Annotated in this window: 27 protein-coding genes; all 27 read right to left on the bottom strand. The window is 62.5% G+C overall.

Annotation, left to right across the window (positions count from 1 at the left end; translation table 11 throughout):
• Positions 1-20 precede the first annotated feature (20 nt).
• The gene (secY, locus tag DM995_RS17175; RefSeq protein WP_023837769.1) at positions 21-1388 is read right to left on the bottom strand and encodes a preprotein translocase subunit SecY; all 1368 of its coding nucleotides are present in this window, start codon (positions 1386-1388) and stop codon (positions 21-23) included.
• Between the two features lie 203 nt (positions 1389-1591).
• The gene (gene rplO, locus DM995_RS17170; RefSeq protein ID WP_023837770.1) at positions 1592-2092 is read right to left on the bottom strand and encodes a 50S ribosomal protein L15; all 501 of its coding nucleotides are present in this window, start codon (positions 2090-2092) and stop codon (positions 1592-1594) included.
• A gap of 165 nt (positions 2093-2257) precedes the next feature.
• Positions 2258-2434 (bottom strand): 50S ribosomal protein L30, encoded by a 177-nt coding sequence (rpmD, locus tag DM995_RS17165; protein WP_023837771.1) that lies wholly within the window; start codon positions 2432-2434, stop codon positions 2258-2260.
• 5 nt (positions 2435-2439) lie between these two features.
• On the bottom strand, positions 2440-3162 hold the full coding sequence (gene rpsE, locus DM995_RS17160) for a 30S ribosomal protein S5 (protein ID WP_031318018.1): 723 nt from the start codon (positions 3160-3162) through the stop codon (positions 2440-2442).
• Positions 3163-3164: 2 nt separating this feature from the next.
• Entirely contained in the window at positions 3165-3515 is a 351-nt protein-coding gene (rplR, locus tag DM995_RS17155; RefSeq protein WP_116970188.1) for a 50S ribosomal protein L18, read from the bottom strand.
• A 3-nt stretch (positions 3516-3518) separates the two neighbouring features.
• Positions 3519-4052: a 50S ribosomal protein L6 gene (gene rplF, locus DM995_RS17150; protein WP_031318019.1), complete on the bottom strand. Its 534-nt coding sequence runs from the start codon at positions 4050-4052 to the stop codon at positions 3519-3521.
• A 1-nt stretch (position 4053) separates the two neighbouring features.
• Positions 4054-4449, bottom strand: a complete 396-nt coding sequence (gene rpsH / locus DM995_RS17145; protein WP_023837775.1) for a 30S ribosomal protein S8 — start codon at positions 4447-4449, stop codon at positions 4054-4056.
• 12 nt (positions 4450-4461) lie between these two features.
• Positions 4462-4767, bottom strand: a complete 306-nt coding sequence (gene rpsN / locus DM995_RS17140) for a 30S ribosomal protein S14 (protein ID WP_023837776.1) — start codon at positions 4765-4767, stop codon at positions 4462-4464.
• Between the two features lie 42 nt (positions 4768-4809).
• Complete coding sequence (rplE, locus tag DM995_RS17135; protein ID WP_116970187.1) at positions 4810-5391, bottom strand: 50S ribosomal protein L5; 582 nt, start codon at positions 5389-5391, stop codon at positions 4810-4812.
• Positions 5384-5704, bottom strand: coding sequence for a 50S ribosomal protein L24 (gene rplX, locus DM995_RS17130; protein ID WP_023837778.1), 321 nt, complete (start codon positions 5702-5704; stop codon positions 5384-5386). Before rplX ends, rplE begins: the two co-directional genes overlap by 8 nt.
• A 2-nt stretch (positions 5705-5706) precedes the next feature.
• Positions 5707-6075 carry a 50S ribosomal protein L14 gene (gene rplN, locus DM995_RS17125; RefSeq protein ID WP_023837779.1) on the bottom strand — a complete coding sequence of 123 codons (369 nt, stop codon included), beginning with the start codon at positions 6073-6075 and terminating at the stop codon, positions 5707-5709.
• 56 nt (positions 6076-6131) lie between these two features.
• Positions 6132-6401 carry a 30S ribosomal protein S17 gene (gene rpsQ, locus DM995_RS17120; protein WP_023837780.1) on the bottom strand — a complete coding sequence of 90 codons (270 nt, stop codon included), beginning with the start codon at positions 6399-6401 and terminating at the stop codon, positions 6132-6134.
• A 10-nt stretch (positions 6402-6411) separates the two neighbouring features.
• Complete coding sequence (gene rpmC / locus DM995_RS17115; protein ID WP_023837781.1) at positions 6412-6618, bottom strand: 50S ribosomal protein L29; 207 nt, start codon at positions 6616-6618, stop codon at positions 6412-6414.
• A complete protein-coding gene (rplP, locus tag DM995_RS17110) occupies positions 6618-7052 on the bottom strand; it encodes a 50S ribosomal protein L16 (protein ID WP_031318020.1) in 435 nt (144 codons plus the stop codon). Before rplP ends, rpmC begins: the two co-directional genes overlap by 1 nt.
• 30 nt (positions 7053-7082) lie before the next feature.
• Entirely contained in the window at positions 7083-7781 is a 699-nt protein-coding gene (gene rpsC / locus DM995_RS17105; RefSeq protein ID WP_023837783.1) for a 30S ribosomal protein S3, read from the bottom strand.
• 3 nt (positions 7782-7784) lie between these two features.
• Positions 7785-8162, bottom strand: a complete 378-nt coding sequence (gene rplV, locus DM995_RS17100; RefSeq protein WP_023837784.1) for a 50S ribosomal protein L22 — start codon at positions 8160-8162, stop codon at positions 7785-7787.
• Complete coding sequence (gene rpsS / locus DM995_RS17095; protein WP_023837785.1) at positions 8162-8437, bottom strand: 30S ribosomal protein S19; 276 nt, start codon at positions 8435-8437, stop codon at positions 8162-8164. The genes rplV and rpsS overlap by 1 nt, the downstream gene beginning before the upstream one ends.
• Positions 8438-8440: 3 nt before the next feature.
• The gene (gene rplB, locus DM995_RS17090; RefSeq protein ID WP_023837786.1) at positions 8441-9277 is read right to left on the bottom strand and encodes a 50S ribosomal protein L2; all 837 of its coding nucleotides are present in this window, start codon (positions 9275-9277) and stop codon (positions 8441-8443) included.
• A 30-nt stretch (positions 9278-9307) separates the two neighbouring features.
• Positions 9308-9619 (bottom strand): 50S ribosomal protein L23, encoded by a 312-nt coding sequence (locus DM995_RS17085; RefSeq protein ID WP_023837787.1) that lies wholly within the window; start codon positions 9617-9619, stop codon positions 9308-9310.
• Positions 9612-10238, bottom strand: a complete 627-nt coding sequence (gene rplD / locus DM995_RS17080; RefSeq protein ID WP_066277227.1) for a 50S ribosomal protein L4 — start codon at positions 10236-10238, stop codon at positions 9612-9614. Before rplD ends, DM995_RS17085 begins: the two co-directional genes overlap by 8 nt.
• 6 nt (positions 10239-10244) lie before the next feature.
• Positions 10245-11003: a 50S ribosomal protein L3 gene (rplC, locus tag DM995_RS17075; RefSeq protein WP_031318022.1), complete on the bottom strand. Its 759-nt coding sequence runs from the start codon at positions 11001-11003 to the stop codon at positions 10245-10247.
• A 289-nt stretch (positions 11004-11292) separates the two neighbouring features.
• Entirely contained in the window at positions 11293-11604 is a 312-nt protein-coding gene (gene rpsJ / locus DM995_RS17070) for a 30S ribosomal protein S10 (RefSeq protein WP_017670443.1), read from the bottom strand.
• Between the two features lie 139 nt (positions 11605-11743).
• Positions 11744-12934, bottom strand: a complete 1191-nt coding sequence (tuf, locus tag DM995_RS17065) for an elongation factor Tu (protein ID WP_023837790.1) — start codon at positions 12932-12934, stop codon at positions 11744-11746.
• Positions 12935-13089: 155 nt separating this feature from the next.
• Positions 13090-15165 (bottom strand): elongation factor G, encoded by a 2076-nt coding sequence (fusA, locus tag DM995_RS17060; RefSeq protein ID WP_116970532.1) that lies wholly within the window; start codon positions 15163-15165, stop codon positions 13090-13092.
• Between the two features lie 259 nt (positions 15166-15424).
• Complete coding sequence (gene rpsG, locus DM995_RS17055) at positions 15425-15895, bottom strand: 30S ribosomal protein S7 (protein WP_023837792.1); 471 nt, start codon at positions 15893-15895, stop codon at positions 15425-15427.
• A gap of 152 nt (positions 15896-16047) precedes the next feature.
• A complete protein-coding gene (gene rpsL, locus DM995_RS17050) occupies positions 16048-16419 on the bottom strand; it encodes a 30S ribosomal protein S12 (protein WP_017670439.1) in 372 nt (123 codons plus the stop codon).
• A gap of 205 nt (positions 16420-16624) precedes the next feature.
• The coding region (locus DM995_RS21975) for a cyclic di-GMP phosphodiesterase (protein WP_232824462.1) at positions 16625-17735 on the bottom strand (1111 nt) is incomplete at its 5' end.

Here is a 17735-nt window from a genome sequence, read left to right as displayed (position 1 = left end):
TCTATCCCCGAACGCCGCGCTTAGCGCAAGCGTCCCTTGAGCTTGGCCTTCTTGATCAGGTCGGCATATTGATGCGCCAGCAGATGGCTCTGGATCTGCGTGATCGTGTCGACGGTGACGTTGACGACGATCAGCAGGCTGGTGCCGCCGAGGAAGAACAGCGGAATGCCGGTTTGCGCGATCACATATTCGGGCAGCACGCAGACAAAGGTCAGATAGGCTGCGCCGACCACGGTAATGCGGGTGAGCACATAATCCAGATAGGTCGCGGTGTTCTTGCCCGGACGGATGCCGGGGATGAAGCCGCCATTCTTCTTGAGATTCTCCGACGTCTCCTCCGGGTTGAACACCACGGCGGTGTAGAAGAAGCAGAAGAAGATGATGCCCAGCGCATAGAGCGTCATGTACAGCGGCTGGCCGTGCGCCAGATACTGGTTGAGCGTCTGCAATGCACCGCCCGCGGTCGAATTGGGATCGACCGAATTGCCCGCGAACTGCGTGATCGTCAGCGGCATCAGCAGCAGCGACGAGGCGAAGATCGGCGGAATGACGCCCGCGGTGTTGATCTTGAGCGGAAGATGGCTGCGATCGGCCTGCATCACGCCGCGCTGCGTCGCGCGCTTGGGATACTGGATCAGCACGCGGCGCTGTGCGCGCTCCATGAAGCTGATCAGCAGCACTAGGCCGACGATCATGGCAAGCAGTGCGAAGATCGCGAACGGCGAGATCGATCCGGTGCGACCGCCTTCGAACATCTGCGCGCCGAAGACCGGCATCTGTGCGACGATGCCCGCCATGATGATCAGCGAGATGCCGTTGCCGATGCCGCGCGCGGTGATCTGCTCACCCAGCCACATCAGGAACATCGTGCCGCCGACAAGGCTGATCACCGCGCCGACGCGGAACATGATGCCCGGATCAATCACCGCCTGGATGCCGCTGGCACCGGCATAGGATTCGAGGCCCACGGCGATGAAATAGCCCTGCATGGCGGTAAGGAACACGGTGCCGTAGCGCGTGTACTGGTTGAGCTTCTTGCGGCCCGACTCGCCTTCCTTCTTGATCGCGGCGAGCTGCGGCGAGAGCGAGGCGGCGAGCTGAACGACGATCGAGGCGGTGATGTACGGCATCACGCCGAGCGCGATCAGGCTCATGCGCTCGAGCGAACCACCCGAGAAGGTGTTGAAGATATCGAGAACGCCGCCCTTGGTCTGCTGGTACAGCGCGGCAAGCGCGGTGGGATCGACGCCGGGGAGCGGAACATAGCTCAGCAGGCGGAAGATGATGAGAGCACCGATCGTGAACCAGATGCGGTTCTTCAGATCGGTCGCCTGGCTGAATTTCGCCAGGCTGAAATTGCTAGCCAGATTGTCGGCCCGTGATGCCATGAAACCTGTATCCCAAAAAGCGGCCCATTGAGCGCCCATGCTGGCGCGTGGCCGAAAATCCTGTCCGAAGCGCCTTAGCCCCCGCGCCTGTCCGCCTTAGCGACGACAAGCCGCAGCGATACCGCCTTGGGGCGCTTCAAGCAAGACGCCCCGCGCTCACCATATCGGGAGGCGGGGCGTGCTTGACAAGCCGACCGTAAGGGTCAGGCTTTCTTTTCGCGTTCCGGCTTGCGGTACGGTTCGCGCGGAGCGATGATCTCGACCTTGCCGCCAGCCTTTTCGATGGCTTCGACGGCCGACTTCGACGCACCGGCCACCGCGAAGGTGACCTTGGCGGTCAGTTCGCCCTTGGCGAGCAGACGCACGCCATCCTTGCCGCCGCGCGACAGGCCGGCAGCGCGCAGCGCCGCCTGGTCGACAGTGCCGTCGGTGGCGAGCTTGCCGGCATCGATGAACTTCTGGATCATACCCAGATTGACGATGTCGTAATCTTTGCCGAACGGATTGTTGAAGCCGCGCTTCGGAATGCGCATGTGGAGCGGCATCTGGCCGCCTTCAAATCCGGCGATCGAGACGCCCGAACGGCTGGTCTGGCCCTTCTGGCCGCGTCCGCCGGTCTTGCCCTTGCCCGAGCCGATGCCGCGTCCGACGCGCATACGGCCCTTGCGGGCGCCTTCATTGTCCTTGATTTCGTTCAGTTTCATGGGTGCACTCGCTTTCGCTTTGTTCGCGCTGATAAAACTCTCTCCCCTTCAGAGGAGAGATATGCAGCCTTGCCAGCTTGCTGGTCAGGCGCAGTAGAGAGGGGCAGGCCATAGCGCAAGCCCCTCTGCCAACCCTCTCCCCGCAAGGGGAGAGGGCTAGTGAGGTCAATCGACGATCGTCACCATGTGACGGACCTTCTGGATCATGCCGCGAATTTCGGGCGTGTCCGTGTGCTCCACCACGCGGTTCATCTTGCCGAGGCCCAGGCCTGCCAGCACCTTGCGCTGCGATTCCGGGCGACGGATCGGCGATCCGGTCTGCTTTACCTTGATGGTTGCCATGTCGATTACTCCGTGATCGCGGCGGCTTCGACCTCGGCGACAGCAGCCGATGCTCCGCCACGGCCCAGCAGGTCGGCAACCTTCTTGCCACGACGCGCTGCCACCGACTTGGGGCTGGTCTGTTCGCCGAGCGCCTCGAAGGTCGCGCGGATCATGTTATAGGGGTTCGAGGTGCCGTTGGACTTGGTCACAACGTCGGCCACGCCCAGGCTTTCGAACACGGCGCGCATCGGACCACCGGCGATGATGCCGGTACCCTGGGGCGCGCTGCGCAGCGTCACCTTGCCCGCACCGAAATGGCCCTTGCCGTCATGGTGCAGCGTGCGGCCTTCCTTGAGCGGAACGCGGATCATCTTCTTCTTGGCCGCAGCGGTCGCCTTGCTGATGGCTTCAGGCACTTCGCGCGCCTTGCCATGGCCGAAGCCCGCACGACCCTGACCGTCTCCGACCACGACCAGCGCCGCGAAACCGAAGCGCTTGCCGCCCTTCACGGTCTTCGAGACGCGGTTGATGTGGACGAGCTTCTCGATCAGCTCCTCGCCCTGCTCTTCGTCGCGCTTGTTGCGATCGTCACGGCGGCCGCCACGGCCACCGCGTTCGCCGCCACGGTCATTGCCACCGCGACCACGGCCACGGCCACCACGGCCCTGGCGTTCGTGCTGCGGCTGCGCGCCGCCCTCGGCGCTCTGGTTGTCGCCAGCTTCCGAGCTCATCAGTTCATCAGCCATCATTAAAACTCCAGTCCGCCTTCGCGAGCGGCATCAGCCAGGGCCTTGACCCGGCCATGAAAAATGAAACCGCCACGGTCGAAGACAACGGTGGTGACACCGGCCTGCTTGCCGGCTTCCGCGATCTGCTTGCCCACGGCAATCGCATCGGCAACGGTCGCGCCGGTGCTCTTGCTGCCCTTGGTCAGCGTCGAAGCGGCTGCCAGAGTCTTGCCAGCCTCATCATCGATGATCTGCGCATAGATATGCTTGCCGGTACGGTGCACCGAAAGACGGGGACGTCCGCCTGCCCGCTTGCGCAGCGAACTGCGCACGCGCTGACGGCGACGATCGAACAAAGAGAGCTTCGCCATGGCTTACTTCTTCTTCCCTTCCTTGCGGAAAATAAACTCGCCCGCATATTTGATACCCTTGCCCTTGTAGGGCTCCGGCTTGCGCCAGCGACGGATCTCGGCCGCCACCTGGCCCACCTTCTGGCGATCGCTGCCCGAAATGTGGATGGTGGTCTGGTCCGGGGTCTTGATGTCGATGCCATCGGGGATGGCGAAATCGACGTCATGGCTGTAGCCGAGCTGCAGCTTGAGGTTGCTGCCCTGCACGTTGGCACGATAGCCGACGCCGGTGATGTTCAGCGTCTTGGTGAACCCTTCGGTCACGCCGACAACCAGATTCTGCACCAGCGTGCGCTGCATGCCCCAGAACGCGCGAGCGCGACGGGTGCCGTTGGCCGGCTTCACCGACAGCTCACCATCGGTGAGGTCATAGGTGATGTCGGGAACGGTCGGCATCGACAGTTCGCCCTTGGGGCCCTTCATGGTGATGACACCATCGCCCATGGTGGCGGTGACGCCTGCGGGAATTGCCACAGGCTTTTTACCAATGCGGCTCATATCAGAATACCTCCGCCAGCACCTCGCCGCCGACATTCTGTTCGCGCGCTTCAGCGTCGGACAGAACACCGCGGGGGGTGGATACGATGGTGATGCCCAGGCCGTTGCGCACGATCGGCAGTTCCTTGGAACCCGAATAGACGCGGCGGCCAGGCTTGGACACGCGCGCGACATGCTTGATCGCGGGCTGGCCCTCGAAATACTTGAGCTCGATGCGCAGGCCCTTGTGGCGGCCCAGCAGCTCTTCGCTATATCCGCGGATATAGCCTTCGCGCTGCAGCACATCGAGAACGCGGGCGCGCAGGTTCGACGCCGGCGACATCACGCTATCCTTCTTGGCCTGCTGGCCATTGCGGATGCGGGTGAGCATATCGCCCAGAGGATCGGTCATTGCCATATCATCAAATCCTTACCAGCTGGACTTCGTAACGCCCGGGATCAGGCCCTTGTTGGCCAGATCACGCAGCTCGATACGGCAGAGCCCGAACTTGCGGTAATAAGCACGCGGACGACCGGTGGTGTTGCAACGGTTGCGCACGCGCGTGGGGTTCGCGTTGCGGGGCAGCTCGGCCATCTTCAGCCGGGCGATCAGACGCTCGGTCTCGTCCAGGCTGGTGTCTTCTGCCTTCGCACGGAGACGCGCATAACGGCCAGCATACTGCTTGACCATCTTCTTGCGACGCTCGTTCTTGTTGATGGAACTCAGTTTCGCCATGACTTAAGTTCTCGCCTTTCTAAAATGCGAGACGGAGGGCAATCAAGCCGCCGCCTTTTCCTGGGTTTCCTCAACCGGGAACGGGAAGCCGAAGAGGCGCAGCAGTTCGCGCGCTTCATCGTCCGTCTTGGCGGTCGTGGTCACGATGATGTCCATTCCACGCACAGCGTCGATCTGATCGTAGCTGATTTCGGGGAAAATGATCTGCTCCTTCAGGCCCATGGCATAGTTGCCACGACCGTCGAAGCTCTTGGGGTTCAGGCCACGGAAGTCGCGGATGCGCGGCATCGCGATCGTCACCAGACGATCGAGAAACTCGTACATGCGCTCCTTGCGCAGGGTCACCTTGCAGCCGATCGGCATGCCTTCGCGCAGCTTGAACTGGGCGATCGACTTGCGCGCCTTGGTGATCACGGGCTTCTGGCCGGCGATCAGCTCCATTTCGGCAGCGGCGGTGGTCACCTTCTTCTTGTCCTGGCTGCCTTCGCCGACACCCATGTTGATGGTGATCTTTTCCAGCTTGGGAACCTGCATCGGGTTCTTGTAGCCGAACTTTTCCTGCATCGCCTTGGCGATGACGTCGTCATAGCGCTGACGCAGGCGGGGCGTGTACTTATCAGCCATCGATCTTCTCCCCGGACTTCACGGCCACGCGGACCTTCTTGCCGTCGACCGTCTCGAAGCGGACGCGCGTGGGCGCACCGGTCTTCGGGTCGGCCACGGCGACCTTGGAAATGTGCAGCGGAGCCTCGACACGGTCCAGGCCACCCTGGGGGTTCGCCTGGCTCGGCTTGCGATGGCGGACCATCACGTTCAGGCCCGAAACGACGACCTTGTCGTCCTTCGGCATCACCTTGGTGACGGTGCCGTTGCGGCCCTTGTCCTTGCCGGACAGGACGACGACCTTGTCACCCTTTTTGATCTTAGCGCTCGCCATGATTACAGCACCTCCGGAGCCAGCGAGATGATCTTCATGTGCTTGCGCGCGCGCAGCTCACGGACCACCGGGCCAAAAATACGGGTGCCGATGGGCTCATCGTTCTTGTTGATGAGCACGGCAGCGTTGCTGTCGAAGCGGATGACGCTGCCGTCGGCGCGGCGCACGTCCTTGGCGGTGCGCACGATGACGGCGCGGTGCACGTCACCCTTCTTCACGCGGCCGCGCGGAGCGGCTTCCTTGACGGAGACGACGATGATGTCGCCCACGCCGGCGAAGCGACGCTTCGATCCGCCGAGAACCTTGATGCACTGGACGCGCTTCGCGCCACTGTTGTCAGCGACATCAAGATTGGATTGCATCTGGATCATGGATCCGTTTCCTTCTTGTCTGGCTTGCCGGAACCGGTCCGGCAGTTCCTAATGGCTTACGCTTCGCTCGAAGCTTCGGGCGCCTTGTGGGTGTTCACCCGATCCAGCACCTTCCAGGTCTTCAGCTTGGAAATCGGAGCCGTCTCCTCGATGCGGACGGTTTCGCCTTCCTTGAAGCTGTTGTTCTCGTCATGCGCGTGATACTTTTTCGAGCGACGGATGATCTTCCCGTACAGCGGGTGCTTCACCTTGCGCTCGACATTCACCACCACGGTCTTGTCGCCCTTGTCGGAGACCACCGTTCCGGTCAGAACTCGTTTCGGCATATCGGCCTCCTTACTTGGCTGCAGTGCGAGCGCGCTCGCTCTGCAGGGTCTTGATGCGGGCAATCGTGCGACGCACTTCGCGGACGCGCGCGGGGCGCTCCAGCTGGTTGGTCGCGGCCTGGAAGCGCAGGTTGAACGCTTCCTTCTTCAGCGCGCCCAGTTCAGCGGTCAGCTGATCGTCGGTCTTCTGCTGAAGGTCTTCGTAAATCTTGCTCATCACTCACCTCCCAGGTGCGACGTATCGCCCAGGCGCGCCACGACCTTGGTCTTGATCGGCAGCTTCATCGCCGCACGCTCGAACGCCACGGCGGCGATCGGACCGGGGACGCCATCCAGTTCGAACAGGATGCGACCCGGCTTCACGCGGGCTGCCCAGTATTCGACCGAACCCTTGCCCTTGCCCTGACGGACTTCGGCGGGCTTCTTGGTCACCGGCACGTCGGGGAACACGCGGATCCACAGGCGTCCCTGACGCTTGATGTGACGCGTGATCGCACGACGGGCGGCTTCGATCTGGCGCGCGGTGATCCGCTCGGGCTCCAGCGCCTTCAGGCCGTACGACCCGAAATTGAGGCTCGTTCCGCCCGGCGCATTGCCGCTGATCCGGCCCTTGAAAGCCTTGCGGAACTTCATTTTCTTCGGTTGCAGCATGATGCTCTACCTTGTCTGTCTGTTCTGGGCTCAGCGGGCCGGGCGGACGCCGGAAGTCTGCGCTTCCATCATCAGCCGGTCCTGCGCCATCGGATCGTGACCAAGGATTTCGCCCTTGAAGATCCAGCACTTGATGCCGATGATGCCGTACGCGGTGAGCGCTTCGGCTTCGGCATAGTCGACATTGGCACGCAGCGTGTGCAGCGGAACGCGGCCTTCGCGATACTGCTCGGTGCGGGCGATTTCGGCGCCGCCCAGACGGCCGCCGCACATCACCTTGATGCCTTCGGCGCCCAGACGCATCGCCGACTGCATCGCGCGCTTCATCGCACGACGGAAGGCAACGCGGCGGATCAGCTGGTCGGCAATGCCCTGCGCGACGAGCTTGGCGTCGATCTCGGGCTTGCGGATCTCGACGATGTTGAGCTTGACCTCACCACCTTCGATCAGACCTTCCAGCGTCTTGCGCAGCTTCTCGATGTCCGCGCCCTTCTTGCCGATGATGACACCGGGACGGGCAGCGTAGATCGAGACGCGGCACAGCTTGGCCGGGCGCTCGATGACCACCTTGGAGATCGCGGCCTGGGGCAGCGTCTTCATGATGTACTTGCGCAGCTCGATATCTTCCTTGAGCAGACGCGCATAGTCGCGGCCTTCGGCGAACCAGCGGCTGTCCCAGGTGCGGTTGATCTGCAGACGCAGGCCAATCGGATTGCTCTTGTGACCCATGGCTTACGCTTCCTCTTGTTCGCGCACGACGATGCGCAGGCGGCTGAACGGCTTCACGATGCGGCTCGAACGGCCACGCGCGCGGGTCATGAACCGCTTCATCGTGATCGCCTTGCCAACGCTCGCTTCAGCGACGACCAGCGCGTCGACATCGAGGTTGTGGTTGTTTTCCGCGTTCGCGATCGCCGAAGCGAGGACCTTGCGGGCGTCGACAGCCATGGCCTTCTTCGAGAAGGACAGGATGTTCATCGCCTCTTCGGCCTTCTTGCCACGGATCAGGGCGGCGACGAGGTTCAGCTTCTGCGCCGAACCACGGATGGTGGTGCCGACGGCGAGCGCCTCGTTGGCGCCAACCCGGCGCGGGGATTTTGCCTTGCCCATTAGCGCTTGCCCTTCTTGTCAGCAGCGTGGCCAGGGAAGGTGCGGGTCGGGGCGAATTCGCCCAGCTTGTGACCCACCATGTCTTCGTTGACCGCCACGGGAATGAATTTGTGGCCGTTGTACACGTTGAACGTCAGGCCGACGAACTGCGGCAGGATCGTCGAACGACGCGACCAGGTCTTGATCGGAGCACGGCCGCCAGCGTCCTGCGCCGCTTCTGCCTTCTTCAGCAGATACAGGTCGAAGAACGGCCCTTTTTTGATGGAGCGAGCCATGACTTACCTCTTCTTCTTCGCGTGACGCGACCGGATGATCATCTTGTCGGTCGCCTTGTTCTTGCGGGTGCGCATGCCCTTGGTCGGCTTGCCCCACGGGGTCACCGGATGACGGCCACCCGAGGTGCGGCCTTCACCACCACCATGCGGGTGATCGACCGGGTTCTTGGCAACACCGCGCGTCAGCGGGCGCTTGCCCATCCAGCGCTTGCGACCGGCCTTGGCGAAATTCTGGTTGCTGTTGTCGGGGTTCGAGACCGCGCCCACGGTGCCCATGCAGGCGCCGGGGATGTAGCGCTGCTCGCCCGAGTTCAGACGGACCATCACCATGCCGCGGTCACGACCCACGACCTGTGCGTAGGTGCCTGCCGAACGCGCGATCTGACCGCCCTTGCCCGGCTTCATTTCCACGTTGTGGATGATGGTGCCGACCGGCATCTGCGCCAGCTTCATGGCGTTGCCGGGCTTCACGTCGGTCTTTTCGCCGGCGATCACGGTGTCGCCCACGGCCAGGCGCTGCGGCGCCAGGATATAGGCCAGTTCGCCGTCCTCGTACTTGATCAGCGCGATGAAGGCGGTGCGGTTGGGATCGTATTCGATCCGCTCCACGGTGCCGGGAACATCGAGCTTGCGACGCTTGAAGTCGACGATGCGGTAACGCTGCTTGTGGCCGCCGGCGATGCCGCGCGAGGTCACGTGACCCTTGTTGTTGCGGCCACCGGTCTTGCGCTTGCCTTCGGTCAGCGCCTTGACCGGGCCACCCTTGTACAGGTCGCTGCGGTCGACAAGGATCAGGCCGCGACGGCCCGGGCTTGTCGGATTATAGGATTTGAGTGCCATATCTGTATCCTGTCAGCTTGCCGACCGCGCTCAGACGCCGGTGGTGACGTCGATCGACTGACCTTCGGCCAGGCGAACAACGGCTTTCTTGATGTCGTTGCGGGTATAGGGACGACCCTTCCAGCGCTTCGTCTTGCCCTTCTGGACGAGGGTGTTGACACCCACGACCTTGACATCGAACAGCGCTTCGACCGCAGCCTTGATCTGCGGCTTGGTGGCGTCCTGGCTGACCTTGAAGACCACCGAGTTGCTTTCGCTGAGCAGCGTCGACTTTTCGGTGATGTGCGGGGCCACGATCACGTCGTAATGACGGGTATCGATGGTGTCGGATTTCTTAGCCATTGAACCGGGCCTCCAGCTTTTCAACAGCGGCGCGGGTCAGCACCAGCGTATCGTGTTTCAAGATGTCATAGACATTGGCACCGACGGCGGGGAGCACGTTCAGACCGATCAGGTTGGCCGAAGCCTTCTTGAAATTGTCGTTCACGGCATCGCCATCGATGAACAGCGCCTTCTTGCCCAGGCCGAGCTTGCCGAGCTGAGCAGCCAGCGCCTTGGTCTTGGCTTCGCCGAGATCCAGCGATTCCACGACGATCAGGCTTTCGCTGGCGACCTTCGAGGACAGAGCCATCTTCAGGCCGAGCGCGCGGACCTTCTTGTTCAGCGAGGGGTTGAAGTCACGGACGCGGGGACCGTGAGCCTTACCACCGCCGACAAAGATCGGGGCACGACGATCGCCGTGACGAGCGGTACCGCCGCCCTTCTGACGACCGAACTTCTTGCCGGTGCGCGCAACATCGCTGCGCTCGCGGGCCGCACGGGCGGTGCCGCGACGGTTTTCGAGCTGCCAGGTGATCACGCGGTGCAGGATGTCTGCACGCGGGGTCACGCCGAACACGTCATCGTTGAGTTCGATGTCGCCCTTGGCAGTGGCGTCGAGGGTTTGAACCTTGAGCTTCATGACCGATTAACCCTCCTGGCCGTCGGTTGCTTCCACGGCAGCCACGTCTTCAGCAGGCGTGTCGGCGGGAGCATTGTCGTTATTGCCCGCTGCAGAGCGGATCGCGGCGGGGTACGGAGCGTCGGCGTGGCGCGGAACCTTGACGGCATCGCGAACCATCAGCCAGCCGCCCTTCGAACCGGGGACCGAACCCTTGACGAAGATCAGGCCGCGCGCTTCGTCGGTGCGGACGACTTCCAGGTTCTGCTGGGTGCGCTGACGGTCGCCCATGTGGCCGGCCATCTTCTTGTTCTTGAAGACCTTGCCCGGATCCTGGCGCTGACCGGTCGAACCATGGGCACGGTGCGAGATCGACACGCCGTGCGAGGCGCGCATGCCCCCGAAGCCCCAGCGCTTCATGGCGCCGGCAAAGCCCTTGCCCTGGGTGTGGCCGGTGATGTCGACCAGCTGACCGGGGATGAAGTGGTTGGCGGAAATGGTGGCGCCCACGTCGAGAATCGCATCGTCGGCGACGCGGAACTCGGCCATCAGCATCTTGGGAGCGACTTCTGCCTTGGCAAAATGCTCGCGCTGCGGCTTGTTGACGTTCTTGGGCTTGGCAGCTCCGGCACCCAGCTGGACAGCGACATAGCCGTCACGATCCTGGTTCTTCACCGAAACCACCTGGCAATCTTCCAGCGACAGGACGGTGACGGGCACATGCCGGCCATCTTCCTGGAACAGGCGGGTCATCCCGACTTTTTTCGCGATCACGCCAGTGCGCATGATCATTCTCCCAATAGAGGCCCGTCTGCATGATTGCTCGCGGGCGTATCCAACGAAAAACCCCCAAGGCGCAAACCTTGAGGGCCAACCCGAAATTTGATGATCACCCCGTCCGGGTTGGCTTTTTCCATATGCCCGAAGGCAGACTGGAAAAGACGGGGGACCAGAGCCGCAGCAAAGGCTGCGCGGTATCCCTTATCCCGCTCGTTTTCCGGCGAAAGCCGGAAACCAGGGCCGTTACGAGCCACCCTGGACCCCGGATCAAGTCCGGGGCTAAAGGTAAATTGGCTTAAGCCAATTTAATCTCGACGTTGACGCCAGCGGCCAGCTCGAGCTTCATCAGAGCATCGACGGTGGCCGGGGTCGGCTGGACGATATCCAGCAGACGCTTGTAGGTGCGCACCTCGAACTGCTCGCGCGACTTCTTGTCGACATGCGGGCCGCGGTTCACGGTGAACTTCTCGATGCGCGTCGGCAGCGGAATGGGACCACGGATGAGAGCGCCGGTGCGGCGGGCGGTGTCGGCGATGTCGCCGGTCGCCTGATCGAGCACGCGATGATCAAATGCCTTGAGGCGAATACGGATATTCTGCGTTTCCATTACCACTTTACCGATGCGAAAGAGCGAAAAACAAACCGCCCCAGAAACCCGTTGATCCCTGGAGGGACCGAACGCCGGGGCGGCCTATAAAAATTCCATCTCCCGGACGAATCAGATCCGTCCGGGAGATGGCCCTATATTACTTGGTGATCGTGCTGACAACCCCCGAACCGACGGTACGGCCACCTTCGCGGATAGCGAAGCGCAGACCCGGATCCATCGCGATCGGAGCGATCAGCTTCACGCCGATCGTCACGTTGTCGCCCGGCATCACCATTTCGGTGCCTTCGGGCAGGATCACTTCACCGGTGACGTCGGTGGTGCGGAAGTAGAACTGCGGACGATAGTTGGCGAAGAACGGCGTGTGACGGCCACCTTCGTCCTTCGACAGCACGTACACTTCGGCGCTGAACTCGGTGTGCGGGGTAACCGAACCGGGCTTGCAGAGCACCTGGCCACGCTCGACTTCTTCACGGGCAACGCCGCGGACGAGAGCACCGATATTGTCGCCGGCTTCACCCTGATCGAGCAGCTTGCGGAACATTTCGACGCCGGTCACGACGGTCTTGCGGGTGTCCTTGAGACCGACGATCTCGACTTCCTCGCCAACCTTGACGATGCCGGTTTCGACGCGGCCGGTCACCACGGTACCACGACCCGAGATCGAGAACACGTCTTCCACGGGCATCAGGAACGGCTTGTCGACGGGGCGAGCCGGCTGCGGGATGTACGAGTCGACAGCAGCCATCAGCTCGTTGATCGAGTTCTTGCCGATATTGTCGTCGCGGCCTTCCAGAGCGGCCAGAGCCGAACCCTTGACGATCGGAATATCGTCGCCGGGGAAGTCGTACGAGCTGAGCAGTTCGCGAACTTCGAGTTCGACCAGCTCGAGGATTTCCTCGTCGTCGACCTGGTCGACCTTGTTCATGTACACGACCAGCGCGGGCACGCCGACCTGACGGGCGAGCAGGATGTGCTCGCGGGTCTGCGGCATCGGGCCGTCAGCAGCGTTCACCACCAGGATCGCGCCGTCCATCTGGGCGGCACCGGTGATCATGTTCTTCACATAGTCGGCGTGACCCGGGCAGTCGACGTGCGCATAGTGACGGGCATCGGTTTCATATTCGACATGGGCGGTCGAAATGGTGATGCCGCGCTCGCGCTCTTCGGGAGCCTTGTCGATGTTCGCATAATCGGTGAAGGTCGCGCCGCCGGTTTCAGCGAGCACCTTGGTGATGGCTGCGGTCAGCGTGGTCTTGCCATGGTCGACGTGACCGATGGTACCGATATTGCAGTGCGGCTTGGTCCGCTCAAATTTAGCCTTGGCCATTTTTTCCTACCTTCGTTCTTTACTATCTGTGGGATAGTCCGGGCCGCGCTCTGGCCGGACTGCCCAAAACTGTCAACACCCTAATGAAAGCCCGTGGCGCCTGGCAGCGCGATTCGGCGGGCTAAGGTCGAGCGCCTATAGCGATAATGCCCGGCTTATGCCAGCTTCTCCTTGACCTCGGCCGCGACATTCGCCGGGACCTCGTCATAGTGAGAGAACTGCATCGTGTACTGCGCACGTCCCTGGGTGAAGGAACGCAGCTGGTTCACGTAACCGAACATGTTTGCGAGCGGCACGATCGCTTCCACCGCCTGCGCGTTGCCGCGCGTGTCGGTGCCCTGGATCTGGCCACGACGGCTGTTCAAGTCGCCGATGACGTCGCCCAGATAATCTTCCGGCGTCACCACCTCGACCTTCATGATCGGCTCGAGCAGCTTGATGCCGGCCTTCTGCGCGGCTTCGCGCATGGCCGCACGGCCAGCGATTTCGAATGCCAGCGCCGAAGAGTCGACGTCATGATACGCACCGTCATACAGGTCGATCTCGAAGTCGATGATCGGGAAGCCGACCAGCGAGCCCGAAGCCGCCGTCTCGCGCATGCCCTTCTCGACCGCGGGGATATATTCCTTCGGAATGTTACCGCCCTTGACCGAGTCGATGAAGGTGATGCCCGATCCGCGCTCGCCCGGCGTCAGCTTGAACTTGACGCGGCCGAACTGACCCGAACCACCCGACTGCTTCTTGTGGGTATAGTCGATGTCCACCGGCTTCGCGAGATATTCGCGATACGCCACCTGCGGCGCACCGACGTTCGCTTCCACCTTGAACTCGCGCTTCATGCGGTCGACCAGGATTTCCAGGTGAAGTTCACCCATGCCCTTGATGATCGTCTGGCCGCTTTCGGCATCCGACGACACCCGGAACGACGGGTCTTCGCGGGCAAGGCGGTTGAGCGCCACGCCCATCTTCTCCTGGTCGGCCTTGGTCTTGGGCTCGACCGACAGTTCGATCACCGGCTCGGGGAATTCCATCCGCTCGAGGATGATCGGCGCGTTCGAAGCGCAGAGCGTGTCCCCGGTGGTGGTTTCCTTCAGGCCCGCCAGAGCGACGATGTCGCCGGCATAGGCTTCCGAAATGTCTTCGCGGCTGTTGGCATGCATCAGCAGCATGCGGCCGACCTTTTCCTTCTTGTCCTTGACCGAGTTGGTCACCGAGGTGCCGGCTTCCAGCTTGCCCGAATAGATGCGGGCGAAGGTCAGGGTTCCGACGAACGGGTCGTTCATGATTTTGAACGCCAGCGCGCTGAACGGCGCATCGTCGGCCGGCGGACGGGTGTCCTTGGTCTCGCCGTCGAGCTTGACGCCTTCCACATCGGGAATGTCGAGCGGCGAAGGCAGATAGTCGACCACGGCGTCGAGCAGCGGCTGCACGCCCTTGTTCTTGAACGCCGAACCGCACAGCACGGGGACGAACGAGAAGTTCAGCGTGCCCTTGCGGATCAGCTTCTTGATGGTGTCGGCGTCGGGCTCGTTGCCTTCGAGATACTGTTCCATCACCGCATCGTCCTGTTCGACGACGGTTTCGATCAGCTCGGCGCGCGCAGCTTCGGCGGCATCCTTCAGATCATCGGGGATGTCGGTATAGTCGAACTTCGCGCCCAGCGCCTCGTTCTGCCAGATGATGGCGCGGTTGTGCACCAGATCGACCAGGCCGATGAACGAGCTTTCGATCCCGATCGGGAGATACAGCACCAGCGGACGCGCGCCCAGACGGTCGCGGATCATGTCGACGCAGCGCTCGAAGCTCGCACCGGTACGGTCCAGCTTGTTGACGAAGCACATGCGGGGAACCTTGTACTTCTCCGCCTGGCGCCACACGGTTTCCGACTGCGGCTCGACGCCGGCCACGCCGTCGAAACAGGCGACCGCACCGTCGAGCACGCGGAGCGAACGCTCGACTTCGATGGTGAAGTCCACGTGGCCCGGGGTGTCGATGATGTTGATGCGGTGATCGTTCCAGAAACAGGTGGTCGCAGCCGACGTGATCGTGATGCCGCGCTCCTGCTCCTGCTCCATCCAGTCCATGGTCGCAGCGCCATCGTGCACTTCGCCGATCTTGTACGACTTGCCGGTATAATAGAGGATCCGCTCGGTCGTGGTGGTCTTGCCCGCGTCGATATGGGCCATGATGCCGATATTGCGGTACTTCTCCAGGGGATGGCTGCGTGCCATGATCTCAAACTCCAAGATTTGGGGGCGTAATTTGCCGCGCCCTATAATGAAGCCCCGGCGCTTTGACCAGCGCGAATTGGCTCATGACGGGATGCAGCTCACTCCCCTCTCCACCAACGGAAGAGGGCATCTCGAACAGGCCCGGACACGAACCTGCTCCTTAGTCAAAAGGGGTGACGACACCGAATATGGTGCGCCCTCCCCTTTTCGGCAACACACGGTTGCTGCGCCCCCTCCCCCTCAGGGGAGAGGGTGCTAATTACCAGCGATAGTGCGAGAAGGCACGGTTCGCTTCGGCCATGCGGTGCGTGTCTTCACGCTTCTTGACCGCATTGCCGCGATTGTTGGCGGCATCGAGCAGTTCGCCCGACAGACGCGCGGCCATCGTGGTTTCGCTGCGGTTGCGCGCAGCCGAGATCAGCCAGCGGATGGCGAGCGCCTGGGCACGCTCGGGGCGCACTTCGACGGGGACCTGGTAGGTCGCACCACCGACGCGGCGGCTGCGCACTTCGATGCCGGGCTTCACGTTGTTCAGCGCATCGTGGAACATCGGCAGCGGGTCGGCCTTGGCCTTGGTCTGCATGGTTTCCAGCGCGCCATAGACGATGCGCTCTGCGACGGACTTCTTGCCGTCCAGCATCAGGTTGTTCATGAACTTCGAGAGCGTCAGATCCCCGAACTTGGGATCGGGAAGGATGACGCGCTTTTCCGGGCGACGACGACGAGACATTTCAGAATTCCTTCGATCTGCCGCCAATCCGATCACCGGCGAAAGCCGGAGTCCAGGGCGGCACAAGCCATTGGTTTGCGGTGAACACCAAATGGATCCCGGACAAAATCGCTTGTGGCGATTTTTCCGGGATGACGTTCACCCCGTGAACGTCACTTGGGACGCTTGGCGCCGTACTTCGAACGGCTCTGCTTGCGGTCCTTGACACCCTGGGTATCGAGGACGCCGCGCAGCACGTGATAGCGCACACCGGGAAGGTCGCGCACGCGGCCGCCGCGGATGAGCACCACCGAGTGCTCCTGCAGGTTGTGGCCTTCACCCGGAATGTAGGTGATGACTTCGCGGCTGTTGGTCAAACGGACCTTGGCCACCTTGCGCAGCGCCGAGTTCGGCTTTTTCGGGGTCGTCGTGTAGACGCGGGTGCAAACGCCACGCTTCTGCGGGTTTGCATCCATTGCGGGCACCTTGGACTTCGCCTTCTGGGGCACCCGGCCCTTGCGGACCAGCTGGTTGATCGTTGGCATGTTTCTCTTCACCTGGTTGGTAGAGTATGAGGTTACTCTGCCGCCCGATACGTGACCTTCGCGCGTTGTCCGCACGCCGATATGGTGGAGGCTCCGCCTGTTGCCCACCCGCACCTTGCGCCAGTGTTCTGCTTGGTTTCGGTCGATGCGGCCCTGAAGGCCCCGGCGATCGAAGCGCGGCCCTTAGCCGGGTTTGCGCACGCGGTCAAGCCGCTGCGGACAGGCCTTGCGCCCTGGCCAGCACCGACTGGCGCAGCCCTGCCCAATCCTCGAAATGCCAGAATTCGGGACGTTCGATCCCCAGGATCTGCGGGCCCTGGTCGGGCTTGACGATCAGTTCCTGCGGCTTGATCTCCTGCAGCCGCGAGGTGCAATAGAAGGGCAGCACGCGGATCGCCATAAGTTCTTCGGGGCAATTGTCGACCACCAGCGCCAATCGGTGATCGTTGAGCCGCACCAGACCGCCTGCGGGATAGAGCCCCAGCGAGTTGATGAACACCCCCATCAGCCGCTCGTCGAAATGGCCCTTCCACTGGCCCATGCGGCCCAGCGCCATGGCCGGCGTCCAGGGGTCCTTGTACGGACGGTTCGAGGTGACCGCGTCATAGACATCGCAGATCGCACCCATCCGCGCGGCCATGCTGATCTCGTCGCCCGCCAGCCCGAAGGGATAGCCGCTGCCGTCGATCTTCTCGTGATGGTGCAGGCACACGTCGCGCGCCATGTCTGGCACCTCGGGATTGTCGCCGATCAGCGCATGGCCGCGCTCGGGATGCGTGCGGATAGCCGAGAATTCCTCGTCGGTCAGCCGCCCGGTCTTGTCGAGGATCATCTGCGGCACCGCCATCTTGCCGAGATCGTGCAGCAGCCCGGCCATGCCCATATGGCGGATCGTGGTCTCGTCCAGATCGAGCTTGCGCGCCATGTTGATCATCAGCGCGCAGACCGCGACCGAGTGCATATAGGTATATTCGTCCTTGGTCTTGAGCCGGACGAGATTGGTCAGCGCCTGATTGTTGCGCTCCACCGACTCGCGGATCTCGTCGATCAGCGGCGCGACATCCTTGATCTTGATCGCCTGGCCCATGCGCGCGGCCTCGAACATCGCGCCGACCTGCTTCTTTGATTTCTCGACGATCTTCGCGGCGCGTTTCGCCTCCTGCTTGAATCCGGCGGGCCTGGGTCCCGCCGATGGCGGGGTGTAGCGCGCGGCCAGGGGGTTGGGCTGGGTCGCGAGGCGACGCACGGGTGTCGCTTCCGGCAATGCCATCGATTGCACCGGCGGACGCGGAGCCGCGCCGCGCGCGTCGTCGACG

It is taken from the genome of Blastomonas sp. UPD001 (assembly GCF_003426715.1).
In the GTDB taxonomy this organism is placed as follows: Bacteria; Pseudomonadota; Alphaproteobacteria; order Sphingomonadales; family Sphingomonadaceae; genus Blastomonas.
Note: the sequence above shows the minus strand (reverse complement) of the source record. Positions and strands in the feature narration are given on the sequence as shown.

Coding starts and splice junctions, on each gene's coding strand:
- rplF (WP_031318019.1), bottom strand. CDS start 4,052: ATGAGCCGCATTGGTAAAAAGCCTGTGGCAATTCCCGCAGGCGTCACC.
- rpsN (WP_023837776.1), bottom strand. CDS start 4,767: ATGGCGAAACTGAGTTCCATCAACAAGAACGAGCGTCGCAAGAAGATG.
- rpsJ (WP_017670443.1), bottom strand. CDS start 11,604: ATGGAAACGCAGAATATCCGTATTCGCCTCAAGGCATTTGATCATCGC.
- rplR (WP_116970188.1), bottom strand. CDS start 3,515: ATGGCGAAGCTCTCTTTGTTCGATCGTCGCCGTCAGCGCGTGCGCAGT.
- fusA (WP_116970532.1), bottom strand. CDS start 15,165: ATGGCACGCAGCCATCCCCTGGAGAAGTACCGCAATATCGGCATCATG.
- rpsE (WP_031318018.1), bottom strand. CDS start 3,162: ATGGCTGATGAACTGATGAGCTCGGAAGCTGGCGACAACCAGAGCGCC.
- rplO (WP_023837770.1), bottom strand. CDS start 2,092: ATGAAACTGAACGAAATCAAGGACAATGAAGGCGCCCGCAAGGGCCGT.
- rpsL (WP_017670439.1), bottom strand. CDS start 16,419: ATGCCAACGATCAACCAGCTGGTCCGCAAGGGCCGGGTGCCCCAGAAG.
- rpsH (WP_023837775.1), bottom strand. CDS start 4,449: ATGGCAATGACCGATCCTCTGGGCGATATGCTCACCCGCATCCGCAAT.
- rpsG (WP_023837792.1), bottom strand. CDS start 15,895: ATGTCTCGTCGTCGTCGCCCGGAAAAGCGCGTCATCCTTCCCGATCCC.
- secY (WP_023837769.1), bottom strand. CDS start 1,388: ATGGCATCACGGGCCGACAATCTGGCTAGCAATTTCAGCCTGGCGAAA.
- rpsQ (WP_023837780.1), bottom strand. CDS start 6,401: ATGCCGAAACGAGTTCTGACCGGAACGGTGGTCTCCGACAAGGGCGAC.
- rpmC (WP_023837781.1), bottom strand. CDS start 6,618: ATGAGCAAGATTTACGAAGACCTTCAGCAGAAGACCGACGATCAGCTG.
- rpmD (WP_023837771.1), bottom strand. CDS start 2,434: ATGGCAACCATCAAGGTAAAGCAGACCGGATCGCCGATCCGTCGCCCG.
- rplD (WP_066277227.1), bottom strand. CDS start 10,238: ATGAAGCTCAAGGTTCAAACCCTCGACGCCACTGCCAAGGGCGACATC.
- rplE (WP_116970187.1), bottom strand. CDS start 5,391: ATGGCTGATAAGTACACGCCCCGCCTGCGTCAGCGCTATGACGACGTC.
- rplP (WP_031318020.1), bottom strand. CDS start 7,052: ATGCTGCAACCGAAGAAAATGAAGTTCCGCAAGGCTTTCAAGGGCCGG.
- tuf (WP_023837790.1), bottom strand. CDS start 12,934: ATGGCCAAGGCTAAATTTGAGCGGACCAAGCCGCACTGCAATATCGGT.
- rpsC (WP_023837783.1), bottom strand. CDS start 7,781: ATGGGTCACAAGAGCAATCCGATTGGCCTGCGTCTGCAGATCAACCGC.
- rplV (WP_023837784.1), bottom strand. CDS start 8,162: ATGGGCAAGGCAAAATCCCCGCGCCGGGTTGGCGCCAACGAGGCGCTC.
- rplC (WP_031318022.1), bottom strand. CDS start 11,003: ATGCGCACTGGCGTGATCGCGAAAAAAGTCGGGATGACCCGCCTGTTC.
- rplB (WP_023837786.1), bottom strand. CDS start 9,277: ATGGCACTCAAATCCTATAATCCGACAAGCCCGGGCCGTCGCGGCCTG.
- rpsS (WP_023837785.1), bottom strand. CDS start 8,437: ATGGCTCGCTCCATCAAAAAAGGGCCGTTCTTCGACCTGTATCTGCTG.
- DM995_RS17085 (WP_023837787.1), bottom strand. CDS start 9,619: ATGGCTAAGAAATCCGACACCATCGATACCCGTCATTACGACGTGATC.
- rplX (WP_023837778.1), bottom strand. CDS start 5,704: ATGGCGAGCGCTAAGATCAAAAAGGGTGACAAGGTCGTCGTCCTGTCC.
- rplN (WP_023837779.1), bottom strand. CDS start 6,075: ATGATCCAGATGCAATCCAATCTTGATGTCGCTGACAACAGTGGCGCG.